The sequence below is a fragment of the Pseudomonas abietaniphila genome, from assembly GCF_039697315.1.
GTDB classification, from domain to species: Bacteria; Pseudomonadota; Gammaproteobacteria; order Pseudomonadales; family Pseudomonadaceae; genus Aquipseudomonas; species Aquipseudomonas abietaniphila_B.
The window spans coordinates 2,736,191-2,750,061 of record NZ_CP155619.1; the positions used below are offsets into that span (position 1 = coordinate 2,736,191).

The following is a 13,871-nucleotide window of genomic DNA, read 5'->3' on the forward strand; positions in this document are numbered from 1 at the left end:
AAAACTTTTTGATATTGGTCTTGCAGCCTGCCCGGACGATAACTAGACTGCCTGCCCTATGAATCTTCGCGTGCCTGCCATTAGCCATGACCAAAGCGACGAACTGGCTGCCTTGTGCAAGGCCGGTGGCGACCCGCTGCGTCTGAATGTGCTGCGTGCGCTGTCGAACGATTCATTCGGGGTGCTTGAGCTGGCGCAGATTTTCGCCATCGGTCAGTCCGGTATGAGTCATCACTTGAAGGTGCTGGCCCAGGCTGATCTGGTGGCGACGCGCCGCGAAGGTAACGCGATCTTTTATCGCCGCGCCCTGCCCCACACCGAACAGATCGGCGGCAAGCTGCACGCGGCGCTGCTTGAAGAAGTCGATGGCTTGACACTGCCCGACGACGTACGAAGCCGGATCGGCCTGGTGCATCGTCAACGCGCCAACGCCAGCCAGGACTTCTTCGCCCGGACCGCAGAGAAATTTCGTGCCCAGCAGGACCTGATCGCAGGACTGCCGCAGTACCGCGACAGCCTGCTGTCGTTGCTCGACAAGCTAGGCTTCGGTGCCGACGCCACTGCGGTTGAAGTCGGCCCCGGCGATGGTGGATTTCTGCCTGACCTGGCGCAGCGCTTTCGGCATGTCACCGGGCTGGATAACAGCCCGGCCATGCTCGACCTCGCGCGTGCGATCTGCGAGCAGAAGGCGCTGAGTAACGTTGAGTTGAAACTGGCCGACGCATTGGCCGACGCTAATGTTTCCGGCGATTGCGTCGTCTTGAATATGGTGCTTCATCATTTCGCTGCACCGGCTGAAGCATTGAAACAATTGGCCAACCTGTTGCAACCGGGCGGTAGCCTCTTGGTGACAGAGTTGTGCAGCCACGACCAGAGCTGGGCCAAGGAGGCCTGTGGCGATCTCTGGTTAGGTTTCGAACAGGAAGATCTGGCCCGTTGGGCCATCGCTGCGGGGCTGGTCCCCGGGGAAAGTCTGTACATAGGCTTACGTAATGGTTTCCAGATTCAGGTCCGCCACTTTCAGCGACCGGCTGGCAACACTCACCATCGGTAATACTCAGGAAAACCGTCGAGATGAGCGAATACTCCCTTTTCACCTCCGAGTCCGTGTCCGAAGGGCATCCAGACAAAATCGCCGACCAGATCTCCGATGCGGTGCTGGACGCCATCATTGCCCAGGACAAACACGCTCGCGTAGCGGTTGAAACCCTGGTCAAGACTGGCGTTGCCATCGTTGCTGGCGAAGTCACCACCAGCGCGTGGGTTGACCTGGAGCAGATCGTTCGTGACGTGATCAGCGACATCGGCTACACCAGCTCCGACGTCGGCTTCGACGGCGCGACTTGCGGCGTGATGAACATCATCGGCAAGCAGTCCCCTGACATCAACCAGGGCGTCGACCGTGCCAAGCCTGAAGATCAGGGCGCCGGCGACCAGGGCCTGATGTTCGGCTACGCCAGCAACGAAACCACCGAACTGATGCCAGCGCCAATCGCGTTCTCGCACCAGTTGGTCAAGCGTCAGGCTGAAGCCCGTAAATCGGGTCTGCTGCCTTGGCTGCGTCCAGACGCCAAATCCCAGGTCACCTGCCGCTACGAAAACGGCATCGTGGTCGGTATCGACGCGATCGTTCTGTCGACTCAGCACAACCCTGAAGTCTCGTACGCGGACCTGCGCGAAGGCGTCATGGAGCTGATCGTCAAGCACGTGCTGCCAGCCGAGCTGCTGCACAAAGACACCCAGTTCCACATCAACCCGACTGGCCAGTTCATCATCGGTGGCCCGGTAGGTGACTGCGGCCTGACCGGTCGCAAGATCATCGTCGACAGCTACGGCGGCATGGCCCGTCACGGCGGCGGCGCGTTCTCCGGCAAGGATCCATCGAAGGTTGACCGTTCGGCTGCTTACGCGGGCCGTTACGTTGCCAAAAACATCGTCGCTGCCGGCTTGGCCGAGCGTTGTGAGATTCAGGTCTCCTACGCCATCGGCGTCGCTCAACCGACTTCGATCTCGCTGAACACCTTCGGCACCGGCAAGATCAGCGATGACAAAATCGTCAAACTGGTCCGCGAGCACTTCGATCTGCGTCCATACGCAATCACCACCATGCTCGACCTGCTGCACCCGATGTACCAGGAAACCGCCGCTTACGGCCACTTCGGCCGCACGCCGGAAACCAAGACCGTGGGCGACGACACCTTCTCCACGTTCACCTGGGAAAAAACCGACCGCGCCGCCGCATTGCGCGCTGCTGCTGGTTTGTAAAACGCCCGGCTGCTTGATGCAGCCGACAGCGTTACGAAAAGCCCCTGGCGATGAAAGTCGTCAGGGGCTTTTTGCATTCAGGCCCTGCGCGCCACCAGTAAAAACGACGCAGCAGTTGCCAGCAGTCCGGCGCAAATGCGGTTGAATAGACGCTTGCCGCTTGGCTTGGCGAACAACCGGCGTGCGTGGATACCCATGTAGCAATAAAGCGCGATGGCAATGCATTCGAGCCCGAGGAACATCGCGCCCAGTTGCGCGAACTGGGTGGTGATTGCGCCGGAACGGTCAACGAACTGCGGAAGGAAAGCCGTGAACAACAGAATCGCCTTGGGATTGCCGATCGCCACTAGAAACTCTTGGCGGGCCAATCGCCCCACTCCGACCTGTGAAACGCTTTCATCGACATGGGAATCCGCCTGAGCGCGCCACAGCTGCAGGGCCAGATAAAACAGGTATGCCGCGCCGACCATCTTGATCGCATGGAACAGCCACTCGGACGTACGTAGCACAGCGGTCAATCCCGCAGCCGCCAAGGCAATCATGATGGCGAACGCCAGCAAGCGCCCAAGCCCGCCGCTGCTGGCACGCGCGAAGCCATAACGCGATGCGTTGCTGATCGAAAGCAGGTTGTTTGGGCCGGGGGCCATGTTCAAGGCGAAGCAAGCAGGGATAAAGACGGCGAGAGTCGACAGATCCATTTTTGCAGGCGTCCTTTTTAGGCGCTGGGTTGAAACATCATTTTGCACTCGTGCTGAAACGGCTCAAGGGACAGCTGTGGAGCGAAAGCGGCCTCGACTGTACCTGTTGTGAAAAACCCCGTAACCAAGCGCAGAGGAACAAAATCGCCCCGCATCCTAGCCTTTCCCGTCTCAACCCCAGGCAAGGACGCTTCGATGCAGCCTCTTCTTCGTACCGTTACCGGTGCAGCACTCGCCCTCTGCTTTAACACCGCCAATGCCCAAACCTGTCCCGACTGGCCTGCCGCCAAAGCCCGTAGCGAAATCTCTTCCCTGCAAACCCGAATCGAACACTGGAATGACAGCTACCACCGACAGGGCGTTTCGCTCGTCGCCGATGAGCTCTACGATCAGTCGGCGCAACGGCTTTCACACCTTCGTGGCTGTTTTGCCAAACCGGCGCCCCCCGACGAAAACCCGCTGAAGACCGCCGCAGGGCCGAACGCGCATCCGGTCCCGCACACCGGCCTTAACAAACTCCCTGACGAACGGGCGGTGCAGGCGTGGCTCAAGGGGCGTGACGACCTGTGGATTCAGCCGAAGGTGGATGGCGTGGCGGTCTCGCTCGTTTACGAGGGCGGCAAGCTGGTGAAAGCGATCAGTCGCGGCGATGGGGTCAAGGGGCAGGACTGGACGGGACATGCTCATCAGATCGCAGCCATCCCTTCGCATCTGGCGTGGGAGAAAACCCTGGTGTTACAAGGCGAGCTGTATTGGCAGTTGAGCGGGCATGTTCAGGCCGAAGCCGGAAGCCTGAACGCTCGCAGTAAAGTCGCCGGGCTGCTGGCACGCACCTCCATCACCGAAAAAGACGGCGCAAACGTCGGGTTGTTCGTCTGGGACTGGCCCGATGGCCCCGCAGGCATGCAAGACCGTCTGACCGGCCTGCGTGCGCTGGGCTTTGCCGACAGCGCGACCTTCAGTGAGCCCATCGAAAGTTTCGACCACGCCAAAAACTGGCGGGAGCGCTGGTACACAAGCCCGCTGCCGTTTGCCACCGACGGCGTGGTCATCCGTCAGGGCGTGCGGCCTTCAGCAGATCGCTGGCAAGCGAAGCCACCTTACTGGATAGCCGCATGGAAGTACCCGTTCGCCCAGGTATTGGGTGAAGTCCGCAAGGTGCACTTCAACATCGGCCGCAGCGGGAAGATCACCCCAGTTCTGGACATCGAGCCGGTGCAACTGGACGACCGGAAAGTCAGTCGCATCAGCGTCGGTTCTTTCAAGCGCTGGCAAACACTGGATATTCGACCCGGAGACCACGTGGCGATCAGTCTGGCGGGGCTGACTATTCCGCGGCTCGATGGCGTTGTCACACGTAATGTCGAGCGGGTGGAAATGAAGGTGCCTGATGCGGCGGATTACCACCTGCTGAGTTGCTGGCAGCCAACAGAGGGATGCGAAAGCCAGTTTCGGGAGCGATTGAAATGGCTGAGCAGCAAGAAAGGCCTGGGACTTCCGGGCGTAGGACCCGGCACATGGGACAAGTTAATCGACGCCGGACATCTCAACGGTTTACTGGACTGGATGCCCCTCGACGGTGCGCAGCTTGCTAACATTCCCGGTCTTGGCGACCAGAGCAGCGCTAAACTGCTGAAGAGTTTTCAGGAAGCCCGCGAACAACCGTTCGGAATTTGGCTCAAAGCCATCGGTTTACCGCCGACCGCAGGCGCTTCGCTGGGTGATTCGTGGTCAGATCTGTCGGCCCGCGGCGTTGATCAATGGCAAGCCGAGGCAGGTATTGGCCCGGGACGTGCGAAGCAGTTAACGGCCTTTTTTCAGGACCCGCACGTGCAAACGCTGGCCCGACAGTTGCGAGAGCAAGGTATCAAAGGGTTCTAGTCATTTTTTTGTCCCGGACGATTGTGTCGAGCGTCCGGGCGCCCGTCTTCAAGGAGCGTTCATGAAATTCTTGTCACCGCTGATTGTATTCACTGCCTGTGGACTGTTGGCAGCCCCGCTGTTCGCGGCCGAACAGGCACCCGAATTGAGCGGCTGCGCTGCCAAACGTCAGGAAATCAGCACCCAGATCGAACAGGCCAAGGCGGCAGGTAACGGCGATCAACAGTCGGGACTGGAAAAAGCCTTGAGCGAGGTCACCGCCAATTGCACCGATGCCGGCCTGCTCAAACAGCAGGAACAAAAGGTGCTGGACGCCAAACGCGAAGTCAGCCGCCGCCAGGCCGACCTGAACAAGGCCATGAGCAAGGGCGACCCCGACAAGATCAACAAGCGCAAAGACAAACTGGCCGAGTCGCGCAAGGAACTCCAGGACGCCCAGGAAGAACTGGAGAAGGTTCAGCCGGATGAAGAGGATGACTGATTCTTGAACGGTGAGGGCTCAACCGATCCTTGGAAGTGGGCCTGTTCAATAAGACTGAAGCACGATTGATGGAGAGGCATGGACTGCTCGAAAGCCTTCGCGAGCAAGCTGGCTCCTATAGGCTCACCAGCGTTCCCGATGACGCGCTTCTGACTCAATGATCCCGAAACTCTTTATGACAGGCGTCGCAGGCGTCTTCGACGTTGTTCATCGGCGGGATCATGTTGGTCGGGGTCAGCTGCAGTTGCCGGGTCGCAATCACCAGTTCACCGGTGCGCGCTTCGAGAACGCCGGCCAGTTCTTGAAAGCGAGCTTGCCTCTGCCACACGGCGTCTTTGGCGCTGGTGTGCTCAGACTCTTTAACGGCCGGAAAATGCTTCCACGGCTCGTGAGACAACGCATCCAGCTTCACCGCGCCTTCCGCAAACTTCGGGCCATCGAACGGCAGGCGGCCGCGCAGCATGCCGCCGATGTCTTCGCTGGTTTTGAGCATCTGTTTGAAGATCGCCTTGCGTTGCCCCAGCGGCGAATCGGGATCGACGCCCCCGCAGGCACTCAAGGCGAGCGCGCCGATCATCAACAGGCTGATCGCTTTCAACGTCGGGCGTCTCAGCGACAGTTTTCTCAACGCAACGCTCTTCGAGTTCATGGCGACGACTGCTGGAAAAAATGGTCGCCAGTATCTGCGCTCGTCTTGAAAAACCCAAGTGAATGATCGGCATCGCGATCAGACAGAAATGCCAAACAACGCGACGACCAGACCCAGGCCGATCAACCACACCAGCGAACGCAAAGCGGCGAGATCCGCCAGATAGAAAATGATGTAAAGCAGGCGACTGGTCACGAACAGCACCGCCAGCACATCAATGGTGACCAACTGCGCGACGCCCGCCACGTGGGCGATGATCACACCTGCGGCAAAACCCGGAATCGCTTCGAAACTGTTCTGCTGCGCCGCATGGGCACGACGCGGCAAACCTTCCAACTGATCGAGAAAATCTCGCGGGTTATGGTTCTGCCGGGTACTGAAGCGACCGCTTCCAAACTTGGCGATCGAGGTACAGACCAGCGGCAACAAAATCACGATCAACACGCACCAGAAGGCAACGGTCATATTTGCAGCATCCTTTTTAGATTTTGAGTTTCACCCGGAGCATCCGGATAGCGCTCTCCACAGGCTAAGAACCATAGCCGAGCGAAAGGTTCTTTCCCATGATCCGTCCGCCGGGCTCTGTAGGGAAGTTTCCCGCTGCTGTCATGAGACGAGTGATTGGCTAAGATGCCAGCCATCACAGCCGATTTGGTTGTACACCGTGCCTCAGGAGCCTGAATGTCCAGCGAAGAAGACACCACCGTCAGTGGTGCAGCGCCCATGATTCCCGACCAGCGCCGGGAACTGATGCTGCGTCAGTTACGCAAGCATCAAGTGCTCAGCGTGCATCAACTGATGGAAATGTTCGATTGCTCGCATATGACCATTCGCCGCGACATCGCCCTGCTCGAACAAAGTGGCCGTGCCTATTCGGTGACCGGTGGCGTTCGCATCGCAAGCCAGGTGCACAGTGAACCCAGCCATCAATCGAAAGCGGTGGTCGAACTCCCGCAAAAGCAGGCGATGGCCAGACTGGCGGCGGGTTTGCTGCACCCGGAGATGACGGTTTACCTGGACGCGGGCACCAGCACGCTGGAAATCGTGCCACACATCGTCGCGCTGTCCGGGATGACGGTGGTCACCAATGACTTCGGCGTCGTCAACGCGCTCGCGGACGCGACGCATGTGGACGTGATTCACACCGGCGGCCTGCTGGATCACCCTAACCGTTCCTGCGTGGGCGGTCTGGCAGCCGCGACGCTACGCCAACTGGCGACGGACGTGGCCTTCATGTCCACCAGCTCCTGGGACCTGCAGCGGGGCACGACCACTCCTTCTGCGCTGAAGGTCGAGGTCAAGCAGGCCGCGATGCAGGCTGCGTCGCGCAGCGTGCTGCTGACCACCAGTTCCAAATACGGCACGTTCGGCATGTACAAGGTCGCTGGCCTTGAGCAGTTCGACACCATCATCAGTGATGACGGGCTGGCGGAAGGCGCGGCGGAGAGCATCCGGGCGCAGGGCGTCGAGTTGCTGCTGGCGTCGGTGGGCAACACCTGAATCCCTGACACATCGCAGGCTCCTGTGGGAGCGAATTCGTTCGCGATACGATATTTCGGTCGCCATGGTTGTAGTGAATGAGTTGGCCCATCGCGAATAATTCGCTCCCACAGGAGTCCACCCGCGCCCCTCTTAATAAGCCTCGGCCGCACGCCGGGGCTTTTTTGTGTCGATCAAAAAATGATCGATGTTAACTTTTGTTAATCCAAAAAATTACTTCACATTATTCGCTCACAGGTTCACTATCTTTAACAGATCAGAACAAACACCGTTCGAGTGCCTGACGCAACGATGGCACTCAACCCGAGGAGAGCATCATGAATAACAAGAATGTCGGCGTCATTGGACTGGGTGCCATGGGTTTGGGCATCGCACGCTCCCTGTTGCGCAGCGGTTTCAACGTTCATGCCTGTGACGTCCGTGCTGCCGTGACCGAGCAATTTGCCAGCGAAGGCGGTGTTGCCTGTGATTCTCCGGCCAGCATGGCGGCCGCCTGCGACGTGATCATCACCGTCGTGGTCAACGCCGAGCAGACTGAAACCGTCCTGTTCGGCGAAAACGGCGCCGTTGCGGCGCTCAAGCCAGGCAGTCTGGTCATTGGCTGCGCCACCGTCGCGCCGACCTTCGCCATCGAGCTGGGCCAGCGTCTGACCGAAAAAGGTCTGCTGTACCTCGATGCCCCGATCTCCGGTGGCGCTGCCAAAGCCGCTGCCGGTCAGATGACCATGATGACCTCCGGCCCTGCTGATTCATACGCCAAAGCCGACGCCATCCTCAACGGCATGGCGGGTAAGGTTTATCGCTTGGGCGACGTCCATGGCCTGGGCTCCAAAGTCAAAATCATCAACCAGTTGCTGGCCGGCGTGCACATCGCTGCGAGCGCCGAAGCCATGGCGCTGGGCCTGCGCGAGGGCGTCGACGCCGATGCGCTGTACGAAGTGATCACCAACAGTGCCGGCAACTCGTGGATGTTCGAAAACCGCGTGCCGCACATCCTGAAGGCTGATTACACGCCGCTGTCGGCTGTGGATATCTTCGTCAAAGATCTGGGCCTGGTGCTGGATACCGCCCGCGCCAGCAAATTCCCGCTGCCACTTTCGTCCACCGCGCACCAGATGTTCATGCAGGCCTCGACCGCAGGCTTCGGCCGTGAAGACGATTCCGCCGTGATCAAGATCTTCCCAGGCATCACCCTGCCTGCCGCCAAAGCCGCCAACGACTGAGGAACCGAAGATGAGCACTTCCACTCCGCGCCCTCTGTTGGGCTGCATCGCCGACGACTTCACGGGCGCCACCGACCTGGCCAACATGCTGGTGCGTGGCGGCATGCGCACCGTGCAAAGCATCGGCATCCCGAGCGCCGAAAGCCTGGCCGAACTGGACGCCGACGCGATCGTCATCGCCTTGAAATCCCGCACCACGCCCGCGGCAGAAGCGGTCGAGGAATCCCTGGCCGCGCTGCAATGGCTGCGTGATCGCGGCTGCGAGCAGATCTTCTTCAAGTACTGCTCGACCTTCGACTCCACCGCCAAAGGCAACATCGGTCAGGTCAGCGAAGCACTGCTCAAGGCCTTGAACAGCGACTTCACCCTCGCGTGCTCGGCATTCCCCGAAAACGGTCGCACGATCTTCCGTGGTCACCTGTTCGTGCAGGATCAGTTGCTGAACGAATGTGGCATGCAGAATCACCCGCTGACGCCGATGACCGACGCCAACCTCGTCCGCGTCCTGCAATCGCAGACGGGCAAGAAAGTGGGCTTGCTGCGGTATGACAGCGTCGCCAAAGGTGTGGAAGGAGTGCGTGAGCGCATTGCCGAACTGCGGGCTGACGGCGTGACCATGGCGATTGCTGACGCTCTGTCCGACGCCGATCTCTACACGCTGGGCGAAGCGTGCGCCGATCTGCCGCTGCTGACAGGCGGTTCGGGTCTGGCGCTGGGTCTGCCAGGCAACTTCCGCAAAGCCGGCAAGCTGCGCGACGTTGACGCTGCACAACTGGAGCACGTGAACGGCGGAGAAGTCGTGCTCGCGGGCAGCGCTTCGGTTGCCACCAACGGCCAGGTCGCTGCCTGGCTTGAAGCTGGACGCCCTGCACTGCGTATCGATCCGTTGGCGCTGGCCGATGGCAAGCCAGTCGTCGAAGACGCGTTGGCCTTTGCCCGCAATGCCGGTCAAACCGTTCTGATTTATGCGACCAGCAGCCCGGAAGAAGTCAAAGCCGTACAACAGAAACTCGGCGTCGAACGCGCGGGCGCCATGGTCGAGGACGCGCTGGGCAAGATCGCTCGCGGTCTGCTGAACGCGGGCGTGAAACGCTTCGTCGTCGCGGGCGGCGAAACCTCCGGCGCTGTCGTTCAGGCGCTGGGCGTCAGCCTGTTGAAGATCGGCGCACAGATTGATCCAGGTGTCCCCGCCACCATCAGCAGCGGCGATCAGCCACTCGCGCTGGCGTTGAAATCCGGCAACTTCGGTGGTCGCGATTTCTTCGACAAAGCCCTGAAGCAACTGGCCGGAGGTGCTCAATGAGTACTGCAACGAGCGCCGAAAACAAGCTGCGCGATGAAATCTGCGACATCGGTCGTCTGCTGTTCGGTCGCGGCTACACCGTCGGCAGCGCCGGCAACATCAGCGCACGCCTTGAAGACGGCTGGCTGATCACGCCGACCGACGCCTGCCTGGGCCGCCTCGACCCCACCGCCATTTCCAAGGTCAACCTGGCGGGCGAATGGGTGTCGGGCGACAAGCCGTCGAAAACCCTGATGCTGCATCGCGAGGTCTACGACCGCAATCCAGGCGTTGGCGGCGTGGTGCACACCCACTCCACACACCTGGTCGCCTTGACCTTGGCCGGCGTCTGGAAACCAGACGACATCCTCCCGCCGATCACGCCCTATCAGGTGATGAAAGTCGGCCATATTCCGCTGATTTCCTACGAGCGTCCTGGCTCGCCAAAGGTCGCCGAGCAGGTGGCGAAGCTGGCGAACAGCGTGCGTGGCGTGATGCTTGAGCGCCTGGGGCCGGTGGTCTGGGAAAGTTCGGTGGCCAAGGCGGCTTATGCCCTGGAAGAGCTGGAAGAGACGGCTCGCTTGTGGCTGATGAGCAATCCAAAACCCGAGCCGCTGGACGCAGCGGCCCTCGAAGAATTGCGCCAGACATTCGGCGTGAACTGGTAACCCGCACATCACCTTGATCGGAGGCCGTACTCACGGCCTCCGGCACCCCGGTTTTGCCGGAAACAATAACAACAGGACACAACATGACGCCTCTTATCCTCATGATCATCGCCGGAGCCGGCATCGCGCTGCTGCTGCTTCTGGTGCTCAAGTACAAATTCCAGCCGTTCGTGGCATTGATGCTCGTGAGCATCATCGTCGCCCTGGTTGCCGGGGTGAAACCGAGCGATTTGGTCGCGACCATCGAAGGCGGTATGGGCAAGACCCTGGGCCACATCGCAATCATCATTGCGCTGGGCGCCATGATCGGACGCATCATTGAGCTCTCGGGTGGTGCCGAGGCACTGGCCAAGACCCTGATCAACCGCTTCGGCAACAAGCGAACGCCGCTGGCGTTGACCGTGGCCGGTTTCATGGTCGGCATTCCGGTGTTCTTCGAAGTTGGCGTGATCATCCTCATGCCACTGGCCTACGGCGTCGCCCGCGCGGCACGTAAGCCATTGCTGATTTTCGCGCTGCCGATGTGCGCCGCGTTGCTCTCCGTTCACGCCTTTCTGCCGCCGCACCCGGGCGCCGTTGCTGCTGCGGGTCAGTTGGGGGCAGACCTGGGTCGTGTCCTGATGTTCGGCCTGCCGATCGTGGCCGTACTGTGCCTGATCGGCTACGTGATCGCCGGTCGCATGACGCGCAAAACCTACCCGATGACCGATGACATTCGCAGTGAGGTTTACGGTCCGCACATCACCAACCAAGACCTGGTGGACTGGGCCAACAACGATTACTCGAAAACCGCCGACGCTACGCACACTGGTCACGCGCTGGGTCTGGAAGAAAGCGCCAGCAGCCTTGCTGCCCGCTTGCCGAAAGCCCCTGCGCCAGGCGCCGGGATCATCATTGCGCTGATTTTGCTGCCGATCATCCTGATCCTGCTGGGTACGCTGGCGACCACGCTGCTGCCCGTTGACTCGACGCTGCGCAGCATCCTGACCGTTCTCGGCGCACCGCTGGTCGCACTGCTGATCGACACCCTGCTCTGTGCCTGGATCCTGGGTTCGCGTCGTGGCTGGAGCCGCAGTCAAGTGTCCGACGTAATCGGTTCGGCATTGCCGGGCGTCGCGATGGTGATCCTGATCGCTGGCGCAGGCGGTGTGTTTGGCAAGGTGCTGGTCGATACTGGCATCGGTGCAGTGGTTTCCGAAGCACTGCGCAACACCGGCCTGCCGGTTCTGGCGCTGGGCTTCCTGCTGACGCTGCTGTTGCGCGCCGTTCAAGGCTCGACCACAGTGGCACTGGTGACCACGGCTGGCATCCTCAGCCCGCTGATCGCCACCTTGAACCTGAGCGCCAACCACATGGCCCTGCTGTGCCTGGCCATGGGCGGTGGCGGTCTGGCCATGTCGCACATCAACGATGCCGGTTACTGGATGTTCACCAAATTGGCGGGCCTGAACGTCGGTGACGGTCTGCGCACCTGGACGTTCCTGGTGACCGTATTGGGCACGCTGGGCTTCCTGATGACGCTGCTGCTGTGGCCATTTGTCTGACCCGACCAAAAAAAGACAGGAGAAAAACATGCCTCGTTTCGCTGCCAACCTCAGCATGCTGTACCCGCAACATGACTTCCTCGCGCGCTTTGGCGCCGCGGCAAGTGATGGCTTCGAAGCCGTGGAGTACCTGTTCCCGTACGATTTCACCGCCGCAGAGATCAAGCTGCGCCTGGAAGATTTCGGTCTGACCCAAGCGCTGTTCAACGCGCCGCCGGGTGACTGGGGCAAGGGCGAGCGAGGCATTGCTTCTCTGCCGGGGCGCGAAAGCGAATTCCGCAGCGGCTTCCAGAAGGCGCTGGAATACGCCGCCGTGCTGGGCAACGACCGAATCCACGTCATGGCCGGCTTGCTGCCCAGCGAAGACCTGCGCCAGAAGCACCACGCGGTTTACCTTGAAAACCTGAGCCATGCTGCACAGGAAGCGGCTAAGGTCGGCGTCACCGTGCTGATCGAACCGATCAACACCCGTGACATGCCGGGCTTCTTCCTCAATCGTCAGGATCAGGGCCAGGCGGTGTGCAAGGAAGTGGGCGCAGAAAACCTGAAGGTGCAGTTCGATTTCTATCACTGCCAGATCGTCGAAGGTGACGTGACCAGCAAACTGCGCCGCGACTTCGCGGGCATCGGCCACATCCAGATCGCCGGTGTGCCGGATCGTCATGAGCCGAACATGGGTGAGGTGAATTACCCATGGCTGTTCGAAGAAATCGACCGCCTGGGTTACACCGGCTGGATCGGTTGCGAGTACCGCCCGAAAGGCGACACCAGCGAAGGTCTGCAGTGGCTGCATGACTGGAAGGCGCGTAAACCGGGCTGAGTGACTTCATTAGCCCAACGCCCCCCTTGTAGGAGCTGCCGGAGGCTACGACGGTGGCGAACGCGGTGTGTCAGGCATATCGCATTCGCCACCGTCGTAACCTCCGGCAGCTCCCACAGGTCTTAGGGTGCTGCTCAAGATCACTCGTTGATCACTTCTTCCTTGAACTGATCTTTCACGTACGTGATTTCGGTCTTGCCATGGGGCGCCGGCAGGCCATCTTCTCCCAGGTTCACAAACACCATCTTCTCGACGGTCAGGATGCTTTTGCGGGTGATTTTGTTGCGCACCTGACAGGTCAGGGTGATCGAGGTGCGGCCAAACTCGGTGGCGGTGATGCCCAGTTCGATGATGTCGCCCTGGCGTGACGCACTGACGAAGTTGATCTCGGAAATGTACTTGGTCACCACCCGCTGATTACCCAACTGAACGATGGCGTAAATCGCCGCTTCTTCGTCGATCCAGCGCAGCAGACTGCCACCGAACAACGTGCCGTTCGGGTTGAGGTCTTCGGGCTTCACCCATTTGCGAGTGTGGAAGTTCATGGTTCGCTCCTGATCGTCTGTCTGTTGATGACCAGCATAGTGCCAGCCCATGGCGTTTACCTCCATTGAGCATCGACTATGGTCTCGATTAGTCACTCGTCATTTAAACGCAACAACCTCTTGGGCTAACTCACCGTCGCCGCTATAATCGCCACCGCTTCAAAAAACGGTCATCACTGCTTGATACCGTTTTCCCGCCACCTGTCCGAGGGGCGCTGCAGCAGGTCAGACCTGTCAGGCTCGGATGGGGCGTTGTTTGGTCAGGCTCATTGCAGCCGATCAAGCCTTAAACGCACAACGGCGCCCATTCGCACA

At 60.2% G+C, this 13,871-nt stretch carries 14 protein-coding genes and 1 riboswitch; of the genes, 10 read left to right on the forward strand and 4 right to left on the reverse strand.

The window, feature by feature from the left end; genetic code table 11:
- Nucleotides 1-58 precede the first annotated feature (58 nt).
- Together ABDX87_RS12150 and metK are read left to right on the forward strand one after the other, a co-directional pair.
- Nucleotides 59-1,054, forward strand: a complete 996-nt coding sequence (locus ABDX87_RS12150; RefSeq protein WP_346833055.1) for an ArsR/SmtB family transcription factor — start codon at nucleotides 59-61, stop codon at nucleotides 1,052-1,054.
- Nucleotides 1,055-1,074: 20 nt separating this feature from the next.
- Nucleotides 1,075-2,265, forward strand: coding sequence for a methionine adenosyltransferase (metK, locus tag ABDX87_RS12155; RefSeq protein WP_346833056.1), 1,191 nt, complete (start codon nucleotides 1,075-1,077; stop codon nucleotides 2,263-2,265).
- A gap of 77 nt (nucleotides 2,266-2,342) precedes the next feature.
- Here the strand turns inward: metK and ABDX87_RS12160 are convergent, their stop codons facing one another.
- Nucleotides 2,343-2,963, reverse strand: coding sequence for a LysE family translocator (locus ABDX87_RS12160; protein WP_346833057.1), 621 nt, complete (start codon nucleotides 2,961-2,963; stop codon nucleotides 2,343-2,345).
- 195 nt (nucleotides 2,964-3,158) lie between these two features.
- Here ABDX87_RS12160 and ligB point away from each other — a divergent pair, with 195 nt between their 5' ends.
- Both ligB and ABDX87_RS12170 read left to right on the forward strand, forming a co-directional pair.
- On the forward strand, nucleotides 3,159-4,844 hold the full coding sequence (gene ligB, locus ABDX87_RS12165) for an NAD-dependent DNA ligase LigB (RefSeq protein WP_346833058.1): 1,686 nt from the start codon (nucleotides 3,159-3,161) through the stop codon (nucleotides 4,842-4,844).
- 61 nt (nucleotides 4,845-4,905) lie between these two features.
- Entirely contained in the window at nucleotides 4,906-5,325 is a 420-nt protein-coding gene (locus ABDX87_RS12170) for a DUF1090 domain-containing protein (protein ID WP_346833059.1), read from the forward strand.
- Between the two features lie 154 nt (nucleotides 5,326-5,479).
- On the opposite strand, the gene ABDX87_RS12175 is transcribed toward ABDX87_RS12170, so the two are convergent.
- Together ABDX87_RS12175 and ABDX87_RS12180 are read right to left on the reverse strand one after the other, a co-directional pair.
- Complete coding sequence (locus ABDX87_RS12175) at nucleotides 5,480-5,902, reverse strand: c-type cytochrome (protein ID WP_431061250.1); 423 nt, start codon at nucleotides 5,900-5,902, stop codon at nucleotides 5,480-5,482.
- Between the two features lie 150 nt (nucleotides 5,903-6,052).
- A complete protein-coding gene (locus tag ABDX87_RS12180) occupies nucleotides 6,053-6,439 on the reverse strand; it encodes an MAPEG family protein (protein ID WP_346833061.1) in 387 nt (128 codons plus the stop codon).
- A gap of 216 nt (nucleotides 6,440-6,655) precedes the next feature.
- Between ABDX87_RS12180 and ABDX87_RS12185 the strand changes: the two genes are divergently transcribed.
- From ABDX87_RS12185 to otnI, 6 genes are all read left to right on the forward strand, one after another.
- Nucleotides 6,656-7,474, forward strand: coding sequence for a DeoR/GlpR family DNA-binding transcription regulator (locus ABDX87_RS12185; protein ID WP_346833062.1), 819 nt, complete (start codon nucleotides 6,656-6,658; stop codon nucleotides 7,472-7,474).
- A 317-nt stretch (nucleotides 7,475-7,791) separates the two neighbouring features.
- Complete coding sequence (gene ltnD / locus ABDX87_RS12190; RefSeq protein ID WP_074752336.1) at nucleotides 7,792-8,697, forward strand: L-threonate dehydrogenase; 906 nt, start codon at nucleotides 7,792-7,794, stop codon at nucleotides 8,695-8,697.
- Nucleotides 8,698-8,707: 10 nt separating this feature from the next.
- Nucleotides 8,708-10,000: a 3-oxo-tetronate kinase gene (gene otnK, locus ABDX87_RS12195; protein ID WP_346833063.1), complete on the forward strand. Its 1,293-nt coding sequence runs from the start codon at nucleotides 8,708-8,710 to the stop codon at nucleotides 9,998-10,000.
- Nucleotides 9,997-10,647 (forward strand): aldolase, encoded by a 651-nt coding sequence (locus tag ABDX87_RS12200; protein WP_346833065.1) that lies wholly within the window; start codon nucleotides 9,997-9,999, stop codon nucleotides 10,645-10,647. The genes otnK and ABDX87_RS12200 overlap by 4 nt, the downstream gene beginning before the upstream one ends.
- Before the next feature lie 83 nt (nucleotides 10,648-10,730).
- Complete coding sequence (locus ABDX87_RS12205) at nucleotides 10,731-12,191, forward strand: SLC13 family permease (protein WP_346833066.1); 1,461 nt, start codon at nucleotides 10,731-10,733, stop codon at nucleotides 12,189-12,191.
- Between the two features lie 28 nt (nucleotides 12,192-12,219).
- Nucleotides 12,220-13,011 (forward strand): 2-oxo-tetronate isomerase, encoded by a 792-nt coding sequence (gene otnI, locus ABDX87_RS12210; RefSeq protein ID WP_346833067.1) that lies wholly within the window; start codon nucleotides 12,220-12,222, stop codon nucleotides 13,009-13,011.
- Nucleotides 13,012-13,151: 140 nt separating this feature from the next.
- Here otnI and ABDX87_RS12215 read toward each other — a convergent pair whose 3' ends face one another.
- Nucleotides 13,152-13,556 carry an acyl-CoA thioesterase gene (locus ABDX87_RS12215; RefSeq protein WP_346833068.1) on the reverse strand — a complete coding sequence of 135 codons (405 nt, stop codon included), beginning with the start codon at nucleotides 13,554-13,556 and terminating at the stop codon, nucleotides 13,152-13,154.
- Nucleotides 13,557-13,757: 201 nt separating this feature from the next.
- Nucleotides 13,758-13,869, forward strand: a riboswitch (S-adenosyl-L-homocysteine riboswitch).
- Nucleotides 13,870-13,871 lie beyond the last annotated feature (2 nt).

Bases quoted from the DNA above. Each gene is read 5' to 3' on its own strand.
- ABDX87_RS12215 (WP_346833068.1), bottom strand. From the start codon at position 13,556: ATGAACTTCCACACTCGCAAATGGGTGAAGCCCGAAGACCTCAACCCG.
- ABDX87_RS12160 (WP_346833057.1), bottom strand. From the start codon at position 2,963: ATGGATCTGTCGACTCTCGCCGTCTTTATCCCTGCTTGCTTCGCCTTG.
- ABDX87_RS12150 (WP_346833055.1), top strand. From the start codon at position 59: ATGAATCTTCGCGTGCCTGCCATTAGCCATGACCAAAGCGACGAACTG.
- ltnD (WP_074752336.1), top strand. From the start codon at position 7,792: ATGAATAACAAGAATGTCGGCGTCATTGGACTGGGTGCCATGGGTTTG.
- metK (WP_346833056.1), top strand. From the start codon at position 1,075: ATGAGCGAATACTCCCTTTTCACCTCCGAGTCCGTGTCCGAAGGGCAT.
- otnI (WP_346833067.1), top strand. From the start codon at position 12,220: ATGCCTCGTTTCGCTGCCAACCTCAGCATGCTGTACCCGCAACATGAC.
- ABDX87_RS12185 (WP_346833062.1), top strand. From the start codon at position 6,656: ATGTCCAGCGAAGAAGACACCACCGTCAGTGGTGCAGCGCCCATGATT.
- ABDX87_RS12170 (WP_346833059.1), top strand. From the start codon at position 4,906: ATGAAATTCTTGTCACCGCTGATTGTATTCACTGCCTGTGGACTGTTG.
- ABDX87_RS12175 (WP_431061250.1), bottom strand. From the start codon at position 5,902: ATGATCGGCGCGCTCGCCTTGAGTGCCTGCGGGGGCGTCGATCCCGAT.
- ABDX87_RS12205 (WP_346833066.1), top strand. From the start codon at position 10,731: ATGACGCCTCTTATCCTCATGATCATCGCCGGAGCCGGCATCGCGCTG.
- ABDX87_RS12180 (WP_346833061.1), bottom strand. From the start codon at position 6,439: ATGACCGTTGCCTTCTGGTGCGTGTTGATCGTGATTTTGTTGCCGCTG.
- ligB (WP_346833058.1), top strand. From the start codon at position 3,159: ATGCAGCCTCTTCTTCGTACCGTTACCGGTGCAGCACTCGCCCTCTGC.
- otnK (WP_346833063.1), top strand. From the start codon at position 8,708: ATGAGCACTTCCACTCCGCGCCCTCTGTTGGGCTGCATCGCCGACGAC.
- ABDX87_RS12200 (WP_346833065.1), top strand. From the start codon at position 9,997: ATGAGTACTGCAACGAGCGCCGAAAACAAGCTGCGCGATGAAATCTGC.